This is a genomic window from Arthrobacter sp. ov118, from assembly GCF_900116495.1.
Taxonomy (GTDB): domain Bacteria; phylum Actinomycetota; class Actinomycetes; order Actinomycetales; family Micrococcaceae; genus Arthrobacter.
The window spans coordinates 141011-159679 of the sequence record NZ_FPAY01000001.1 but is presented as its reverse complement, the minus strand read 5'-3'; the positions used below and the strand labels follow the sequence as shown (position 1 = coordinate 159679).

The following is an 18669-nucleotide window of genomic DNA, read 5'->3' as shown; positions in this document are numbered from 1 at the left end:
CCCGGGATCCAGCGCATCATGGGACGTGACGATGTCATGGGACGTGACGATGTCATGGGACGTGACGATGTCATGGGGCGGGACAGTGCCTCGGCGCGGGACATTGCCCGCAACCAAGCCGGCGGCGGGCCGGACGACCACATCGCGGGTGCCCTGCGGGGCGCCCGGATCCTGATTGCCCGCAGCCCGGACCGTGCCGGCGACCTCGTCGCTGCCCTGCGCCGGGTGGGGGCCGAGCCCGTGCTCTTGCCGCTGATCGACTTCGAAGTGGCACCGGACCAACACTCCCTGGACGTCGCCTTCGATGCCCTCGGCGCCGGGGCCTACGACTGGCTCGTGATCAGTAGTGTGACCACCGTCCAGGTGCTCGAGGCGATGGCCGCGGAGCGGGGCTCCACGCTGGGCGCATGGCTGCCCGGCCATGTCCAGGTGGCCACGATCGGCCCGGCCACCCGACACGTCCTCCAGTCCCGGGGTGTGAGCGTGGACCTCGCGCCCACGGCGCTGCAGTCCGGGACCGGGCTCCTCGGTGTCTGGCCCGAAGGCCGCTACAGTGTTCTGCTGCCGCAGGCGGACATCGCCGATTCCCGGCTCCGCCGCGGCCTGGAGGCCCTCGGTGCGTCGGTGCAGGCCGTCATCGCCTACCGGACCGTGGATTATCCGGCGGATCCGGCTCTCAGCCTTCCGGCATACCGGCCCCCGCTGGAAAAGGCCGACGCCGCGCCTCCGGCCGAAGTTCTGACAACCGCGGAAGCAAAACGGCAGATCGAGGCCGGACGGCTCCACGCCGTCGTCGCCGCATCCCCGAGTGCCGCGCGGCGCATCCACACGGAGCTCGCCCCGCTTGGTGACTGCCGCTTCGTGGCGATCGGGCGTTCAACGGCGGGGGCGGCCGCCACGCTTGGACTCGCGGTCGCCGCCGTCGCCGAAGCCCCGACCGCCTCAGGCCTCGTCGCCGCCGTCGTCCGCTCCCAATCGCCGCAGCCGCCGCCTCCGTCAACCCGGGGAAGTTCGCCCGCCGGGCTGGCGTCCGGCCATGCACCCGTAGAACATTTCCCCGAAGACCGGTTACCGGCTGATCCGGTATCAGCAGAGCATCCAGCGAAGGACAACATATGAGCTTTCCGACCCACCGGCCCCGCCGACTCCGCACCACCCCCGCCATGCGGCGGCTCACCGCTGAACACCGGCTCTCCGCCGCTGAGCTGATCCTTCCGGCCTTCATCCGTGAAGGCCTCACCGAGCCCAACCCGATTGCCTCGATGCCCGGCGTGCAGCAGCACACAACCGATTCGCTCAAGCGTGCCGCAGCCGAGGCCGTGCAGCTCGGCGTTGGCGCCATCATGCTGTTCGGCATCCCCGCCGTCCGTGATGCGCGCGGCTCCGCCTCTCTGGACCCCGACGGTGTGCTGAACAGGGCCATCAGGGACGTCCGGGCCGAGGTCGGCGACGAACTCGTGGTCATGAGCGACGTCTGCCTCGACGAATTCACCGACCACGGCCACTGCGGCGTCCTGGACGCCAACGGCTACGTCGACAACGATGCGACCCTGGAGATCTACGGCCAGATGGCGGTCGCGCAGGCCGAGGCCGGCGCCCACGTCCTGGGCCCGTCGGGCATGATGGACGGCCAGGTCGCCGTGATCCGGCAGGCCCTCGAGGACGCCGGGCACGCCAACACCGCCATCGTGGCCTACGCCGCGAAATATGCCTCCGCGTTCTACGGCCCGTTCCGCGAGGCCGTCGACTCGCAGCTGACCGGCGACCGCCGCACCTACCAGATGGACGCCGCGAACCGCCGGGAGGCGATCTTGGAGGTGGACCTGGACCTGGCCGAAGGCGCAGACATGGTCATGGTGAAGCCTGCGATGAGCTACCTGGACATCCTCGCCGACGTCGCCGCCATGAGCCCCGTCCCCGTGGCCGCCTACCAGATTTCCGGTGAGTACTCGATGATCGAGGCCGCCGCCGCGAACGGCTGGATCGACCGCCGGGCCGCCATCACCGAGTCCGTCCTGGGCATCAAGCGCGCCGGCGCCAACATGGTGCTGACCTACTGGGCGAGCGAGCTCGCCGGCTGGCTGAAGGAATCCCGGTGAACGCGGCCCCCGAGCCCCTAAGCTCTTCCCCCACGGCACCGGTCGGGCCTGACCGCATCCTCCTCGGCCTGAACACCTTCGGCGACGTCGGCGTCTTCCCGGACGGCCACCCCGTCCCGCACGCCCAGGTGCTGCGGCAGCTCCTGGAACAGGCCGAACTCGCGGACGAGGTCGGCCTGCACGCCTTCGCAGTGGGGGAGCACCACCGCCGCGACTTCGCGGTCTCCGCCCCGGAGGTCTTCCTGGCCGCCGCGGCCGCCCGCACCAAGAACATCCGGCTCGGCTCCGCCGTGACGGTCCTCAGCTCTGATGACCCGATCCGGGTCTTCCAGCGCTTCGCCACCGTGGACGCCATCTCCGGCGGTCGGGCCGAGGTCATGCTGGGCCGCGGGTCCTTCATCGAATCCTTCCCGCTGTTCGGCCTCGACCTGGCCGACTACGAGGTCCTCTTCGAGGAAAAGCTCGAGCTCTTCGACAAGGTCCGGGCCCAGAAACCGGTCCACTGGGAGGGACGCACCCGGCCGGCCATCAACGGCCTGAGCGTCTATCCGCCGCTGGAACACCACATGCTGCCGGCCTGGATCGGCGTCGGCGGCACCCCCGAATCGGTGCTGCGCTGCGCCGAATACGGCTACCCGATCATCTTTGCGATCATCGGCGGCCAGCCGCGGTCCTTCGCGCCGCTGGCCAACCTCTACCGTGAGGCCATAGCCAAGTACGGGCACCCGATGCAGCAGATGGCCACGCATTCACCCGGCCACGTTGCCGCCACGGATGAGGAAGCACGCGAGGAGTTCTTCCCGCACTGGCTCGAGCAGCGCAACAGGATCGGGGCCGAACGCGGCTGGGGTCCGGCCAGCAGGGGCGAGTTCGATGCGATGTGCATGCCTGAGGGAGCCCTGTACGTCGGCTCGCCGGAAACCGTCGCCGCGAAGATCGCCCTGCTCAAGAAGAACCTGGGCGTGGACCGCTTTGATCTCAAATACAGCAACGGGACCCTGCCGCACGCGGCCATGATGCGCTCCATCGAACTCTTCGGCACCGACGTGGCGCCCCGCGTGGCCGCGCTGCTGGCCGCGCACTGACCTGGCCGCGAACTGAAAGAATAGGAATCATGACTTCCAGCATGCCTCGCAACGAGGAACTCTTTGACCGCGCCCGCCAGTTGATGCCGGGCGGCGTGAACTCACCCGTCCGCGCCTTCGGCTCCGTGGGCGGGACGCCGCGGTTCATGGTGTCCGCCAAGGGTGCCTACCTGACCGACGCCGACGGCGCCGACTACGTCGACCTTGTCTGCTCCTGGGGCCCGGCGCTGCTGGGACACGCCCACCCGGCGGTCCTCGCCGCCGTGCATGCCGCCGTCGACCGCGGACTGTCCTTCGGCGCCTCCACGCCGGACGAGGCTAACCTCGCCGCCATCGTCAAGGAGCGCGTCCCGGCCACCGAACGCGTCCGGATGGTCTCCACCGGCACCGAGGCGACCATGACGGCCGTCCGGCTGGCCCGCGGCTTCACCGGGCGGAACCTCATCATCAAGTTCGCCGGCTGCTATCACGGCCACCTCGACGGACTCCTCGCCGCCGCGGGCTCCGGCCTGGCGACTCTTGCGCTGCCCGGCTCGGCCGGCGTCACCGCCGCGACTGCTGCCGAGACCCTCGTGCTGCCCTACAACGATCTCGACGCCGTCGAAGCCGCCTTCGCCAAGCACGGCGACAGCATTGCCGCCGTCATCACCGAAGCCGCTCCCGCCAACATGGGCGTGGTGACCCCCGGCGACGGCTTCAACGCAGGCCTGGCCCGGATCACCCGCGAGCACGGCGCCCTGCTGATCCTCGACGAGGTCCTGACCGGCTTCCGGACCGGCTACTCCGGCTACTGGGGCCTGACCGGCGGGGCGGTCGATGCCGCCGAGCCGTGGGCACCGGACCTCCTGACGTTCGGCAAGGTGATCGGCGGCGGCATGCCGACGGCGGCCCTCGGCGGCCGCGCCGAGGTCATGGACTACCTCGCGCCCATGGGGCCGGTTTACCAGGCAGGCACGCTGTCCGGTAACCCGGTGGCCATGGCCGCGGGCGTCGCGACCCTGACCCACGCCACGCCCGACGTATACTCCTTCGTGGACGCCCGCTCCCTGGAACTCTCCGCGGCCCTGACTTCTGCCCTCGATGCGGCCGGGGTGGACCATTCCATCCAGCGCGCCGGCAACCTGTTCTCCGTGGCCTTCGGCACAGGCGCCCGGGGCGTGCACAATTACGACGACGCCCAGGGCCAGGAAGTGTTCCGCTACGCCCCGTTCTTCCACTCGATGCTGGACTCAGGGGTTTACCTTCCGCCGTCGGTCTTCGAGGCCTGGTTCCTCTCCGCCGCGCACGACGACGCCGCGATGAACCGGATCTTCGATGCCCTGCCGGCCGCGGCGAAGGCGGCCGCGGCCGCGAAGCCCTAGCCTGCAGGCGGTTAACGACTGATGGCACCCGCAGCGGCGGGTGCCATCAGTCGTTAATCCTGCCGCAGCGGCGGCGAACTAGAGAACGTCCGAGAGGAAGCCCTGAAGCCGTTCGGTCTGCGGGTCGGTGAAGATCTGTTCCGGCGGACCGGATTCCACGACGACGCCGCCGTCCATGAACGTGACGGTGTCCGAGACGTTGCGGGAGAAGCCCATCTCGTGGGTCACCACCACCATGGTCATGCCGTCCCTGGCGAGGTCGGTCATCAGTGCCAGCACGCCCTTGACGAGCTCCGGGTCGAGGGCGGAGGTGGCCTCGTCGAAGAACATCACCTCCGGCTTCATGGCCAGCGCCCGGGCAATGGCGACGCGCTGCTGCTGGCCCCCGGAGAGGTTTGCCGGACGTGCGTCGGCCTTGTGCCTGAGTCCCACGAGGTCGAGCTGCTCGAGCGCTTCGGCCCGGGCCTGCTCGGCCGGCAGCTTGCGCAGCTTCCGCAGCGCGAGCGAGACGTTCTCTGCCACCGTCTTGTGCGGGAACAGGTTGAACTGCTGGAACACCATGCCGATCCGCTGGCGCAGCTCATCCGGGTTGTCCTTCAGCACCGAACGGCCGTCGAGCAGGATGTCGCCCTGGTCCGGTTCAATCAGGCGGTTCATGACCCGCAGCAGGGTGGACTTCCCGGAGCCGGAGGGGCCGATCACCGAGGCGGTGGTGCCCTGCTCGACGTGCAGGTCGATGCCGCGCAGGACATGGTTGGAGCCGAAGGACAGGTGCAGGTTCTTGCCGGTCAGCGAGCCGGCGGCAAATTCGCTCATTGCTGTGCCCCCTTCCCGATCAGGGCTGCGGCGTCGTCCGGCTGCCGTTTCTCCGGACGGCCGGTGCGCAGGCGGTTGTCGATGTAGTTGACCAAGTGCGTGAGCGGAACGGTCAGCAGCAGGTACATGAACGCCGCGGCAACCAGCGGCGAAAGGTTCCCCGTGTTGGCCGCAGCGTCGTTACCGATGCGGAAGATCTCGCGCTGGCTGGCGATCAGGCCCAGCAGATAGATCAGGGACGAGTCCTTGATCAGCGCGATGAACTGGTTGACCAGGGCCGGGAGCACCCGGCGGATGCCCTGCGGAATCACCACGAGGCGCATGGAGGACCCATAGCTGAAACCCAGGGCACGGGACGCCTCCAACTGGCCCTTCTCCACGCTCTGGATGCCTGAGCGGAAGATCTCCCCGATATAGGCCGCTGCCATGAGCGTCAGGGCGAAGATGGCGAGCGGGAACGGGTTCGTGGATCCGGTCGTTACCCGGACCACGGGTCCTAGACCGAGGCCGATGAGGAGGATGATCACAATAGCCGGGACGCCGCGGAAGATATCCGTGTAAATCCGGGAGAGCCAACGTAGCGGCGTCAAGCGGGACGTGCCCATGACGGCCAGGACCATGCCCAGGATGCACCCGAGCACGCCCGCGGAAACCGCCAAAATCAGGGTGTTGGGCAGGCCGACCGTAATCATTTTCGGTAGGACGGCTGCCATCGCCTCCCAGTCAAAGAAGGTCTTTACGAGTTGATCGAGTGCATCCATGGACTAGGACTTCGGAACGGTGACAGCCTTGGAACCCGGGGACCATGTGGCCGGGGTCTCGCGGTCCGGGTACCATTCCTTGGTCAGCTTGGACCAGGTGCCGTCGGCAATCACGGCGTCGAGGCCGGAGTTCAGCGCGTCGATCAGCGGCTGGTTTTCCTTGTTCACGGCGTACGCGGTGAAGTTCTGGGTGTTCACCACCGACTCGGCGATGACCGTGCCGTCGCCTTCCTTGACCTGGCCGGTGGCCTGCTGGGACGGAGCCACCCAGGCGTCGACCTGGCCGTTCTTCAAGTTGGCGTAGGCGGTGTTGTAGTCCTCGAAGCGGACGGGCTCGATCTGGAGGGTGTTGGTGACGTAGTCATCCTGCACCGTGCCCTGGACCACGGCGATGCGGGTGTCCTTGGTCAGGTCCTTGAAGCCCTTGATGTTGGAGTCCTTCTTGGCGACCACGGCCATGTAGCCGAAGTCGTAACCGTTGGTGAAGCCCACGGTCTTGCGGCGCGCGTCAGTGGTGGAAATCGAGGAGGAACCGAGGTCGAACTGCTTGTTCTGGACCTGGGCGAGCAGCGAGGCGAAGCCGGTCGCCTTGAACTCCACCTTGAGGCCCAGCTTGTCCGCAATGGCGCGCAGGAGTTCGTTGTCGTAGCCGGTGAATTTGCCGGACTTGTCGATGTAGATGTTCGGCGGGGCGTCCGAGAGGGTTCCCACAGTCAGGGTTCCCTCGCTGATCAGGCCAAGCTTGGACTTGTCAATCTTGTCCAGGGGAGTGACGTCCTTGGTCGTGTACTTGTCCAGGGATTTCTGATCGCTGCCCTGGAGGGCATCGGTCGTTGACGCCGTGGTCTGCGCCGACCCGCCGCCGCACGCTGCAAGGGAGACCGCCATGGCGATGGCCACCGGAACGGTTGTCAGCCACTTCAAGGCTTTGCTTTTCATCACGCAATCACTTTCGTCTGAAGTTCAGTGGGTCGCGGGGAGCCTCGTCGGGTCCCGGCTGCCGGCTTGGGCGCCGGTAGGGCAGGCAAGCCGCGAAAGTTAATTGTGTCATCACACCCGGATGGGCCTTCAATCCGAATTATTCGGCCGTTGCGGCGGCGTGGATGCGAAGCATCTTCAGGTTTCCCGGGAATCGGCAGTGATCCTGCCCCGCGGTAGCGGGCCGTAACGGAATCATCGACGCGCCACGACTCCGCCTGGTGAAGCCGCGGGCCATGTGACCTGCATCCCAATCACTGGAATTGAGTGCCGCTGGGGTCTAGTTAACGCTTTGTGGCGGCAACGTTTCGTATTAAGAAGCCCTCCCACCAAGTCCTCCGACCCGATTCCGGAGCTTGGGAAGTCCGGAATCGGGGAGTCCCGTGCTTAGAAGTCGCCGCGGCTCGCGTCCTCCGGCGGCAGGACAGGCCAATCGCCTTCGATCACAGCGGCCGGCTTTGACTTGCGCAGATAGCTTTGGAAATCCGCGGCCTGGGCCGACGCCCATTCAATCTGGAGCTGGTGCAGGTTGCCCGCCGGCATCCTGAGCTTCGGAAATTTTCCGGCCATGGCATCGAGCACACGCAGGGTGGCCAGGGCGTCCGCCGCCGAGGTGTGGGCATTGTCCAGGATCACGCCGTATTCCTCGCAGAGGGCGGTGAGCGTGCGCTTTCCCTTGCGGTACCGGTCCACCTGCTTGTTCATGATGTACGGGTCAAGGACGGGGAAGCGGCTCAACTGGGGGACACCGTAGCGGGCCGACTCGGCGGCGAGGACGGTGAAATCGTAGCTGGCGTTGAAGGCAATAACGGGCACGTCGGCGTCGAACAGTTCCTGGAGTACGGCGGCAAGCTCGCGCGTCACTTCGGCCGCTGGCCGGCCGTCGCGGCGGGCCTGCTCGGTGGTGATGCCGTGGACGTCACTGGCCTCGGTGGGGATCTCAACGCCGGGGTCGGCCAGCCATTCGTGTTCTTTGATCACTTCGCCGTGGGTGTCCACGACGGTGACGGAGGCTGTGACGATCCGCGCCGAACGGGAGTTGCGTCCCGTCGTTTCGAGGTCGAAGGCTGCGCGGGGAAGGCTGTTCCAGGTGCTCATGCGTCAACGCTACCTGCTGGCTCCGACAACCAAGCGCCACCGCCACACCACCACGCGGGGTCACTTACGGCCCAATCCGGGCCGTGCATTGGACCGCAAGTGACCCCGCGTTGCTGTTTCCAGCGGCTAGGCTGGATCGATGCGGACGGAGTATGTGGAGGCGGTGCTGGAGCTGGTGGCGTTGATCCCCGCCGGTACCGCAGTGGCCTACGGAGACGTTGCCGAACTCCTGGGTTCCGGCGGCCCCCGCCAGGTCGGCTCCGTGATGAGCCACTATGGCAGCGATGTGCCCTGGTGGCGGGTGCTGAAGTCCAGCGGAGAGGCGCCCCAGGGCCACGAGCACGCGGCCCTCGCCCTCTACCTGCGGGAAGGCACCCCGCTGCTGGGCCGGTACAACGACTTCCTCCGGACGGGCCAGGGACGCTGGCGGGTAGATCTGGACTCTGGCCGGTGGGCGCCCACCGACGCCGACTTCGACCGCATTGATGCCATCGCCGAGCGGCTCGACCGGGAGTCGCATAAATTGTCGGTGCCCGATGATGAAATGACCGTGTGAGTACCCCCAGCCTCAGCCAGCAAATGCAGCAACATGTGCAACACCCGGAAAGCCCCGACCCCAGCCTGCGGGCAGACAGCCCGCTTCCCCCGCCGGGGACGAGGCAGGCGCCGGGTCCGGGGCTGCGCCTGCTGCCCCCACGGACCCACCACGGCGCGGTCCCGGTGCTGTCGTCGGACCAGCTCGCCGTGCTCGACGTTCCGCCCGGATCGGGTCCCGTACTCGTGGCTGGGGCGCCAGGCACAGGGAAATCGACCGTCCTCGTCGAAGCCGCCGTCCGCCGCACCCAACGCGACGGCCTCGACCCGGAACGGATGCTCATCCTGGCTCCCGGGAGGCTCGCCGCTGATACGCTCCGCGACCGCTTCACCGCCCGCCTGGACCGGAGCCTAAGCACGACGCCGGCCCGCACCTGGGCGTCGTATGCGTTCGACCTGATCCGCCGCGCCAAGGCGGAAGGTATCTTGCCGCTTCCACGCCCGCCGAAGCTGCTCTCCGGCCCCGAGCAGGACCTGATCATCAAGGAGCTGCTCGAAGGACATACGCTGCCAGGCCTCGAACTGCCGTGGCCGGAGGATCTGAATGCCGCCCTGCAGACCCGCGGTTTCCGGCAGGAAGTGCGCCAGCTCTTTGACCGGATCATTGAATCCGGACGGACGGCCGAAGACCTCGTGACCCTGGCCCGGCGGTGCGGCCGGCCGGACTGGGTTCCGGCCGCCGCGCTGTACTCCGAATACCGGGATGTCCTGGACCTGCGCATGCCCGAGGCCTTCGACCCGGCGGGCATTATCACCGCGGCCCGCCAGATCTTCCAGGACGCACCTGATTTCCTCGCCGCAGAGCGCGAGCGTCTGCAGCTGATCCTCGTCGACGACATCCAGGAGGCGAACCCGGCGGTCTTTGAGCTGCTGGCAGATATCGCAGCCGGCAAAGACGCCATCATCACGGCCTCACCGGATACCGTGGTCCAGGGCTTCCGCGGCGCACGGCCCGATCTGGTTGCCGAGCTTCCCCGCCTCCTGGCCGCAGACGGGGCCATCATGGAGCGTCCGCTCCGGACCGCGCATCGGCACGCACCCGCCGTGGCGGAATCGTGGCTCTCAGTGGCCGGGCGCATCTCCCGCCGGTCCGGAGGACAGGACGCACGCCGGCTGGACCATCCCCAACCGGTCCAGACCGGACGGGTCCAGCCCGGACCGGCGCCGGCGCCGGACGTGCCGCCCCGCACGGCCGAGAACCGTTCGGGGATAGTCGAGGCGCACCTGCTGCCATCCCCGGTCCATGAGCTGCGGTATGTGGCCCAGCGGATCCTCGAGGCCCAGCTGAACGACGCCCGGGACCTAGGGGACATTGCCGTAATCGTGCGCAACGGCGGCCAGCTCAGCCAACTGCAGCGGTATCTGGCCGGCCAGGGCATTCCAGTCCGGATTCCCGTGGCCGAATCTGCGGTCCGGGACGAGGTCGCGGTTCGTCCACTGCTCGATGCCTACGCCGTGACCCTGGACCCGGCCGCGCTGACGCCCGAGTCCGCCGTGTCCTTGTTGACCTCCCGGATCGGCGGCGCCACCTCCATTGAACTACGCAGGTTGCGGCAGTCGCTCCGGCGTGAGGAACTCCTGGGCGGTGGCGGACGCACCAGCGACACACTCCTGGTCGAGGCCCTGCTGGAGCCGGGCGGACTGGCGACACTCGGTATCGAGGGACACTCGGCCCGCCGTGTCGCGAGAATGATCCGGGCCGGACGGGAGGCCGCCGCGGCTCCCGGGGGCAACGCCGAGACAGTGCTCTGGGCGCTCTGGCATTCCACCGGACTGGCCGGGCGATGGACTGAGGCCGCCTTGGCCGGAGGGTCGGCCGGTGCCCGGGCTGACCGTGACCTCGATGCCATGATGGCGTTGTTCCACACCGCGGAACGCTTCGTCGACCAACTGCCCGGTTCCGGCCCGGAGCAGTTCCTTGAATACCTGCTAAGCCAGGAGCTCCCGATGGACACCCTGGCCGCCAGGGCACAGCTGGAAGACGCCGTGGAGCTCATGACGCCTGCCAGTGCCGCCGGACGGGAGTGGCCTATGGTGATCGTGCCGGGCCTCCAGGAAGGTGTGTGGCCCAACACCCGGCTGCGCGGCGAGCTGCTCGGCAGCACCCTGTTTGCCGATGCCGTCGAACACGGCGTGGAGTATGCCCTGCAGCTGGACCCGCTCAGCCGGCTACGCGAAATCCGCTACGACGAACTCCGGAGTTTCTCCACAGCAGTGTCCCGCGCCCGCGAAGTGCTGATTTGCACGGCGGTGTCCTCCGAGGACGAACAGCCGTCCTCCTTTCTGGACTATGTCTCTCCGTTGCGCCCGGGGCAGGACCGCCGGGGCTTCACCCCGGTTGAGCGTCCGCTGACGCTCCGGGCCCTCGTGGCAGAACTGCGCCAGCATGCCCAGCTCGACCCAGGAGCCGCCGAATCGGCCGAAGCGGCCGCCGTGCTGGGCGTCCTGGCCACCGCGCAGCCGCCGGTTCCGGGCGCCCACCCGGCGAGCTGGTGGGGCCTGGCCGGCTTGTCCTCCGCCGAGCCGGTGGTTCCACCGGGCGGCACCGTTTTCGTGTCGCCTTCGAAGGTCGAAACGGTGCAGAAATCCCCGCTGGACTGGTTCGTCCAGGCCGCCGGCGGAGAAGCGGCCACGGATTTTGCCCGCAGCCTGGGAACCTTGGTCCACGCCATCGCGCAGGACTTCCCGGATGCCTCGGGAAGCGAATATGTCGCCGAACTGGTCCGGCGCTGGCCCACACTGGGGATGAAAGACAACTGGGAAGGCAAGCTGGACTTCCAGCGCGCTGAGTCCATGGTGCGCAAGCTCGCCCAGTATGTCCTCGTGATGCGCAGCGAAGGCAGGAGCCTCGTCGGCGTCGAGCAGGACTTCGAGGTGAAACTGCCGGATCTGCCGGCGGAGGCGGCCGCCGGAACGGCCGGACCCGAGTCGGGCGAGAACGAAAGCGCCGGGCCCGCGCGGCCCGCAGTCCTCCGCGGCCAGGTGGACCGGTTGGAGATCGACGCCGAGGGCCGGCTGGTGGTCGTGGACCTCAAGACCGGCAAGCGCCAGCCCGGCAAGGCGGATCTGGAGCGCCATCCGCAGCTCGGCGCCTACCAGGCGGCCGTGCTGGCCGGGGGCTTTGCAGGTTCCGATGACGGGCCGCCGCCGCTGCCAGGCGGTGCCGTCCTGGCCCAGCTGGGCACCACCACCAAGAGCCCCGGCATCCAGGCCCAGGCCCCGCTGGAGCCGCACGATAATTGGGCGCTGGAGATGGTCGGCGACGCCGCCCGGGTGATGTCCGGCAGTACCTTCCAGGCCCGGCATGATCCGTCCAAGGGAGGACACGGCGGCCATGGCTGCAGGCTCCCCGAAGTGTGCCCGCTGTGTGTGCGGGGAAAGCAGGTTACTGAATGACCCCCGAGGCACCCGCGACCGGCCAGGCTGTCCCGCCGGCGGCGAACGCCGGGCCCCTGCCCGATCCGCGGTTTACTCCGGAGGAGCTCTCGGCCATGCTGGGGGAGAAGAACAGCCCCACTGCCGAGCAGTCCCTGATCATTTCCTCACCCCTCACGCCGCGGCTCGTGATCGCCGGGGCCGGTTCGGGGAAAACTGCCACCATGGCGGACCGGGTGGTATGGCTCGTGGCCAACGGCTGGGTCCGGCCGGAGGAAGTCCTCGGCGTCACCTTCACCCGGAAAGCCGCCGGGGAACTCGCCACCCGAATCCGGGCCAAGCTGGCCGCGCTGCAGCGCATCGCCGCTGCCGACACCGAAAACGCCGTCTTCCCTGCCGGGCTGCTCAGCACGGATGCCCTCGAACCCAAGGTCTCCACCTACCACTCATACGCGAGCGGCATTGTCTCCGACTACGGCCTCCGCCTGGGCGTCGAACGTGACGTCGTGCTGCTTGGCGGCGCCCAGTCGTTTCAGCTCGCCAGCGAGGTCGTAGAGGCCTTCGACGGCGACTACGAACACTTCCGGTCCGCCAAATCGACCCTCGTCAAGGCCGTGATCCAGCTGGCAGGGGAGTGCGCGGAGCACCTGCAGGACCCGGCCCAGGTCCGGGGCTGGCTGCTGGAACGGATCGCGGCCTTTGAATCCCTTCCGTACGTTGCGGACGCCAAGAAGAATTCCACCCAGGCGGCGGGCGACCTCAACGCGATGCTGCGCACCCGGGCGAGCGTCGCGGAGATGGTGGGCCGCTATTCCGAGGCGAAGCGGGCCCGCGGCGCCCTCGACTTTGGCGACCTCGTGGCCCTGGCGGCGCGCGTGGCCGACGAGATTCCGGTGGCCGCCCAGACAGAGCGCCAACGCTACAAAGTTGTGCTGCTGGATGAGTTCCAGGACACCTCGCACGCCCAGCTGGTGCTCTTCTCCAGGCTCTTCGGCGATGGCCATGCCGTCACCGCGGTGGGGGACCCGAACCAGTCCATCTACGGCTTCCGGGGGGCGTCCGCAGGGCAGCTTTTCCACTTCGTCCGCGAATTCCCGGTCCGCGTCAGCAGCGAGAGTACCAGTGGAAAAAACGCCGGCGGCGAAAGTACCGGACCGGCAGAGATGGCCACCCGCTTTGCCGTGGCGCCGACGTCGTACCTGACCACCGCGTGGCGGAACGGGCGCAACATCCTTGCCACGGCCAACCTTATTTCGGCTCCGCTGAGCAAGGCGGCGGCGGGCCGGGGTGCCGCCGGGGCCAGGGAAACCGCCGACGCCGTCGAGGTCCCGCCCCTGCAGCCCAGCCCGGCCGCGGTCCAGGGCAGGGTGGTGATGGGACGGTTCGCCACGGACGAGGCCGAGGCCGCGGCGATCGCCGGGGACGTGCTGAAGTTCCGTGTGACGGACTTCGACGCCGGCCAGGCCGCCGACGCGGCGCCCCCGGCCATGGCCGTGCTCTGCCGGCGGCGGGCCCAGATGGAGTGCATCCGGCGCGAGTTCGAAGTGCGCGGCATCCCTTATGAGATCGTCGGGCTCGGCGGCCTGCTGGACACCCCGGAAATCATCGATCTTGTCGCCACGCTCCGGGTCTTGGCTGACCCCGGCCGCTCGGACTCCCTCATGCGCCTGCTGGCCGGGGCCCGGTGGCGGATCGGGCCGGCGGACCTGATGGCCCTGAGGGACTGGTCCAGCCACCTCGCCCGGCGCCGGGGCCGCCCCGGCAGCACCGACGACGACGGCGACGACGCAGCCGGCGACGACGCCGTCATAGAAGGCGACATCACCGACGCCGCCAGCCTGGTCGAAGCCCTCGACTGGCTGCCCCGCGACGGCTGGACCTCCGCGCACGGCCGCAGGCTCAGCCCCGAGGCCCGCGGCCGTTTGCAACGGCTCTCGGACGAGCTCCGGCAGTTGCGCACCTTTATGGGGGATGACCTCACCACCTTGCTGGGCGAGGTCGAACGGGCAATGCTCCTGGACATCGAGGTCGCGGCGCGGCCCGGGATCAGCATCCACCAGGCGCGCCGCAATCTGGACGCGTTCCAGGACGCCGCCGCAGGATTCCTGCACACCTCCCACCGGGTCGACGTCCTGGCGTTCCTCGCCTGGCTGGAAGCGGCGGCGGCTGAGGAAAACGGCCTCGATGCCGCGGCGCCGGAGGTGAACCACGAGGCAGTGCAGCTACTGACCGTGCACGCGTCCAAGGGCCTGGAATGGGACGTGGTGTTCGTTCCCGGGCTGAACGCCGGCGCGTTCCCCAGCAGCAGGGACTCGCGGTGGAGCAGCGGAAGCGCGGCCCTGCCGTGGCCGCTGCGCGGCGACCGCGCCGACCTGCCCCAGTGGGACCTGGACCAGCCGGACCAGAAGGGCTGGCTCGACGCCGAGAAGGAGTTCAAGTCCGCCGTCCAGGTACACGGCGAAGCCGAAGAACGGCGCCTGGCCTATGTGGCGTACACGCGCGCCAAACACGTGCTCTGGATCTCGAGTGCGGCGTGGGTCGGGTCACGCGCCGGGCTCGCTGAGATGTCGCCCTTTCTTGCCGAGCTGGAGGGCCTCACCGCCGGAGGAGGAGCCGAAATCCACCCCCTGTCCGTCAGCGAAGACGCGCTGCCGGCCGAAAGCCCCCTCACCTCCGAACTCGAAGTCGCCGGGTGGCCCTACGATCCCCTGGAAGGACCGTATGACCCGCGGACGGGCAAACGGCTGAGGCTTGTCCCGGGCCGCCGTGCGGCCATGGAAGCAGCTGCGGCCCGCGTCCTGGCGGCGATGCATTCCGGCGGGGACCACGAACGGAAACCTGTCCTGCGCGGCCCGGCGGCCGGGTGGGCAAAGGAAGCAGCCACCTTGCTGGAACGCCGGTCCCGGCGTTCGGTCGTCCAGGACGTGCACCTGCCAGGCCATATCTCGGCGTCTACCCTCGTGGACCTGGAAGATGACCCGGACTCCGTCGTGGCCCGACTGCGCCGGCCGGTCCCGCGCGAACCGGGAATGTCGGCCCGCAAGGGCACGGCTTTCCACGCCTGGGTCGAAGAATACTTCGGCGCCGCCGGCATGCTGGACCTCGGCGAGGCCGCAGGCGCTGACGACCACATCGACGAGGCCTACGGCCTGGATTCCATGGTGGAGACCTTCCGCCAGTCCGAATGGGCACACCGCGCCCCCGTACACGTCGAGGTCCCGGTCGAGACGCGGATCGGCGACGTCGTGGTCCGGGGCAGGATCGATGCCGTGTTCCGCGACGCCGACGGCGGCTGGGACCTTGTGGACTGGAAGACGGGGCGCCGCCCCTCAGCGTCCCAGCTGACGGTGAAGGCGGTCCAGCTTGCCGTCTACCGCCTGGCCTGGGCCCGGCTCAAGGGGGTCCCGCTGGAGGACGTCCGGGCAGCGTTCTACTACGTGACCGACAACCAGGTTGTCCGTCCGCACGACCTCGGATCGGCGGAGCAGCTCGAGGCAATTGTGGCCGCGGCGCTGGGAAGGACGGCGGCGGCCGGGGGCTCCTAAGCGGAACCCGGCAGCCGGGACAGGCGTGCAGTTCCGGCCGCCGGCCTACCGGGTTTGGGCGTCGACCACCGTGATGGCGGCGGTCGACGTGTGGTCACCAGGCTCCGGCCGCTTGTCGGCACCGGGCTGCACGACGGCGATTGACTGCGTTGCGGTGTCGTTGGGGGCAGGTGCCGCGGCCGAGGTGACATCGACTTCCGCGTCATCGGGCTGCGTTCCATCGGGCTGCGTTACCTCGGCGTGGACTGCACCTGCCTGCGTGGCCTCCGCCGCGCCGCCGCCGGACTTCGCGTCATCCACTGTCGGCTGGTCGGCCGCCGGGCCGTCGTCGAGCGCCCCGTCTTCAGGCGCACCTTCGTCGTTCCGGTCCGTGCCGCCCGGGGCAGCCTTCGCGGCATCGGCTTCCTCATCGCGGGGGATGGGCGCAACTTGCACCGCGGGCCGGGCATTGACCTCCGGAACCGCGGCCGGCGCCAGAGTGGGGTCCGGACCTGGTACCGGGTCCAAAGGAACCAGGGTGACCTTGCCCCCGGCAGGTACCGAGGCTACGGGTGGAACCGCCTGAGCGGCTGCCGGGGGTGCATCGGGGGAGACGGGTGGGCGGACGGGTGCCTCCGGGAGGCCGGCCGCGTCCTCGGAGCCAGGCGCGGGTGCCGCGACCGGCAGGGGCAGGGGTTCCACGCTGATGGGCTGGCCGCCGTGTTCTGCGACGTCATCGGCAAGGGTGGCCAGCATGGACTCGGCCTCGTCGATCATGTCTCCGTTGCCCGCGGCCAGCCCCTTGACCAGGTACTGGGCCAGGGCGAATTCGGCTGACAGCGCCGCCCGCCGGAGAAGATGGGCGTCGGGTACGTCACGCCGGGTGGAGGTGTAGTGTTCCAGCACCGCGCTGACGAAGTCCTGCTCGTTCGAGGCGACCAGCCAGGCCATATCGTCCGCCGGGTCGCCGATGCGCAGGTCGGTCCAGCCCGTCACGGCGGTTACCCGGTCGCCGTCGACCAGCAGGTTGTCCTCATGGAGGTCGCCGTGGACGACGCAGGGATTGAAGCGCCAGAGGGAGACGTCTTCCATCGCGTGTTCCCAGCGCCGCAGCAGCAGCGGCGGGATTTTTCCGGTGGTGGCGGCCTGGTCCAGTTCGTTCAGGCGGCGCTGGCGGAACTCGTTGGGGGTGTAGCTGGGAAGATCGGCATTGCTCACGATCGACCGCGGGAGGTCATGGATGGCGGCCAGTGCCGCCCCGATCTCCCGGGCCAAGGCCGGCGGGCCGTCGCTGAGGTCGTCGAGGGAGCGGGTCGCGCCGGCCAGATGGGAGTATACGAAGGTGCTGAGCTGTCCCTGCCGGACAGTTCCCGCCACCGTGGGCATAAGGAACGGCAGTTCGGCCCGGATGCCGGGAGCGAAGGCCCGCAGAACCAGGAATTCGGTCTCCAGCCGGGCGCTGGCTTCGGCGTGCCGGGGGGACCGGACGCGCCACCGCTTGCCCTCGGAATCCAGCAGGAGGGCCGCATCGAAGTCTGCCGGATCGTCGGGCGCAGAGCTGACGGCGGTCGGGCTCAGGCCTGGTACCGCCGCAGTTGCTACAGCTGCCAGTTCGATTGGTTTCCTTCTCACCCTTCCACGGTAGAGTCACCGGCGCCCAAGACAGCGATGCACTTCGGCGAGTCTTGAGATCAAGGCCAAATCAGGGCCGATTCCGAGACAAGTGGGCCCTCGCGCCCGCGTCCGCGAGGGCCCGGCGGCGGGGGCGGCAAATGTAAATTGTCTGCCCGAGTCAGTACGGTGGGTGTATGAGTCTTGCGGAGAATCCGACATCCGGGAAAACGCCCGCTGATGCCACGGCGCCCGATGGCGGGGCGCCTGCGGTGCGGCGGCTGCCGGCAAACCACCTGATTGACACGGTGCTGCCGGTGCACCCGGCGCTGATCGACCGCGGATCCGCGGCCCGGCAAAAACCCGGAATGCTGGCGGAGTTGCTCGACTCAGGCTCGGCGCGGGCCCTCGTCCTCTCCGGCCGGCAGGCCCTGGTCAGCGGCGACGGCCTCGTATTCCTGGACGCGGCCGAGCTCGCCGAGCACTTGGCGAACAGCCCCTACGCTCCGGAGCACGTGATCTACCTGGGGTCGGCCCTGCCCGGTTCAGACCTCGAGGCCGGCACCGAGGTCGTCCTCTTTGTCCTGCCGGTCCAGTTTGAAGTCCGGGCCGAGGAGTTCGAACCCCACGTCGCCGGCATCCCCGCCGATGCCCAGTGGGCTGGTTTCCGCGATGTCGCCGCACGGCTGAACGCCACGGACACGGCCCTGTTCATCGAAGCCAGCGCCATCGCCAACTGGCACGCCACCCACACCCATTGCCCGCGTTGCGGCACGCCCACGCAGGTGGAGGCCGGCGGCTGGGTCCGCCGCTGTCCGACCGATAACTCCGAGCACTTTCCCCGGACGGACCCGGCCATCATCGTGACCGTGGTGGGACCGGACGGGCGGATCCTGCTGGGCGGCGGCGGCCCGCTCGACGCCCGGAACTATTCGACGCTCGCCGGCTTCGTCGAGCCGGGGGAGTCCCTGGAACAGGCGGTGCAGCGGGAGATCGGCGAGGAAGTCGGGGTCCGCGTCACCGCCTCGCAGTACCTGGGGTCGCAGTCCTGGCCGTTCCCCGCTTCGCTGATGCTTGGCTTCACGGCCACCACGGCGGACACCGAAGCCCGGCCCGACGGCGTCGAGGTCACCAGGGCCCGCTGGTTCAGCCGGAGCGAGCTGCAGGAGGCCGTCCTGAGCGGCGAGATCGTCATTTCCAGCCGGCTCTCAATCGCCAGGTCCCTTATCGAACACTGGTACGGCGGCGTCATTCAGGACGCGGCCGCCTGACACGGCCTGACTCCATCCGCAGGACAACCACTACTGACTGAGCAGCAAAAGTGACCACAGAGAAATTGAACTTCAGCACCATCCTCGGTGACGGGT

At 68.8% G+C, this 18669-nt stretch carries 12 protein-coding genes and 1 pseudogene; 8 read left to right on the top strand and 5 right to left on the bottom strand.

The genetic code is table 11. The features are described 5' to 3' along the window. Positions 1–18 precede the first annotated feature (18 nt). The 4 genes from BM372_RS00665 to hemL are packed head-to-tail and all read left to right on the top strand — an operon-like array spanning position 19 to position 4545. Entirely contained in the window at positions 19–1119 is a 1101-nt protein-coding gene (locus tag BM372_RS00665; RefSeq protein WP_256213971.1) for a uroporphyrinogen-III synthase, read from the top strand. After that, positions 1116–2099, top strand: coding sequence for a porphobilinogen synthase (gene hemB / locus BM372_RS00660; RefSeq protein WP_090950517.1), 984 nt, complete (start codon positions 1116–1118; stop codon positions 2097–2099). Before BM372_RS00665 ends, hemB begins: the two co-directional genes overlap by 4 nt. Continuing rightward, on the top strand, positions 2096–3184 hold the full coding sequence (locus BM372_RS00655; RefSeq protein WP_090950514.1) for an LLM class flavin-dependent oxidoreductase: 1089 nt from the start codon (positions 2096–2098) through the stop codon (positions 3182–3184). The genes hemB and BM372_RS00655 overlap by 4 nt, the downstream gene beginning before the upstream one ends. A 29-nt stretch (positions 3185–3213) precedes the next feature. Then, positions 3214–4545, top strand: a complete 1332-nt coding sequence (hemL, locus tag BM372_RS00650; protein ID WP_090950506.1) for a glutamate-1-semialdehyde 2,1-aminomutase — start codon at positions 3214–3216, stop codon at positions 4543–4545. A gap of 78 nt (positions 4546–4623) precedes the next feature. Here the strand turns inward: hemL and BM372_RS00645 are convergent, their stop codons facing one another. The 4 genes from BM372_RS00645 to BM372_RS00630 all read right to left on the bottom strand — a co-directional run bounded on the left by BM372_RS00645 (position 4624) and on the right by BM372_RS00630 (position 8198). After that, on the bottom strand, positions 4624–5361 hold the full coding sequence (locus BM372_RS00645; RefSeq protein ID WP_090950504.1) for an amino acid ABC transporter ATP-binding protein: 738 nt from the start codon (positions 5359–5361) through the stop codon (positions 4624–4626). Beyond that, positions 5358–6122, bottom strand: a complete 765-nt coding sequence (locus BM372_RS00640; RefSeq protein WP_090950501.1) for an amino acid ABC transporter permease — start codon at positions 6120–6122, stop codon at positions 5358–5360. The genes BM372_RS00645 and BM372_RS00640 overlap by 4 nt, the downstream gene beginning before the upstream one ends. Positions 6123–6125: 3 nt before the next feature. Next, positions 6126–7061, bottom strand: a complete 936-nt coding sequence (locus BM372_RS00635) for an ABC transporter substrate-binding protein (RefSeq protein ID WP_090950498.1) — start codon at positions 7059–7061, stop codon at positions 6126–6128. A gap of 426 nt (positions 7062–7487) precedes the next feature. Then, entirely contained in the window at positions 7488–8198 is a 711-nt protein-coding gene (locus BM372_RS00630; RefSeq protein ID WP_090950497.1) for a 3'-5' exonuclease, read from the bottom strand. Between the two features lie 139 nt (positions 8199–8337). Between BM372_RS00630 and BM372_RS00625 the strand changes: the two genes are divergently transcribed. From BM372_RS00625 to BM372_RS00615, 3 genes are read left to right on the top strand one after another with little or no spacing between them, the layout of a single operon-like run. Next, positions 8338–8754 carry an MGMT family protein gene (locus BM372_RS00625; RefSeq protein WP_090950495.1) on the top strand — a complete coding sequence of 139 codons (417 nt, stop codon included), beginning with the start codon at positions 8338–8340 and terminating at the stop codon, positions 8752–8754. Between the two features lie 23 nt (positions 8755–8777). Beyond that, on the top strand, positions 8778–12188 hold the full coding sequence (locus tag BM372_RS00620) for an ATP-dependent helicase (RefSeq protein ID WP_371261699.1): 3411 nt from the start codon (positions 8778–8780) through the stop codon (positions 12186–12188). Next, positions 12185–15712 carry an ATP-dependent helicase gene (locus tag BM372_RS00615; protein ID WP_090950493.1) on the top strand — a complete coding sequence of 1176 codons (3528 nt, stop codon included), beginning with the start codon at positions 12185–12187 and terminating at the stop codon, positions 15710–15712. The genes BM372_RS00620 and BM372_RS00615 overlap by 4 nt, the downstream gene beginning before the upstream one ends. Before the next feature lie 639 nt (positions 15713–16351). Here the strand turns inward: BM372_RS00615 and BM372_RS00610 are convergent. Continuing rightward, a pseudogene (locus BM372_RS00610) lies at positions 16352–17323 on the bottom strand (macrolide 2'-phosphotransferase); the annotation flags it as partial. Between the two features lie 176 nt (positions 17324–17499). On the opposite strand from BM372_RS00610, the gene nudC reads away from it, so the two are divergent. Further along, positions 17500–18573 (top strand): NAD(+) diphosphatase, encoded by a 1074-nt coding sequence (gene nudC, locus BM372_RS00605; RefSeq protein WP_256213970.1) that lies wholly within the window; start codon positions 17500–17502, stop codon positions 18571–18573. The last annotated feature ends 96 nt before the right edge of the window (positions 18574–18669 follow it).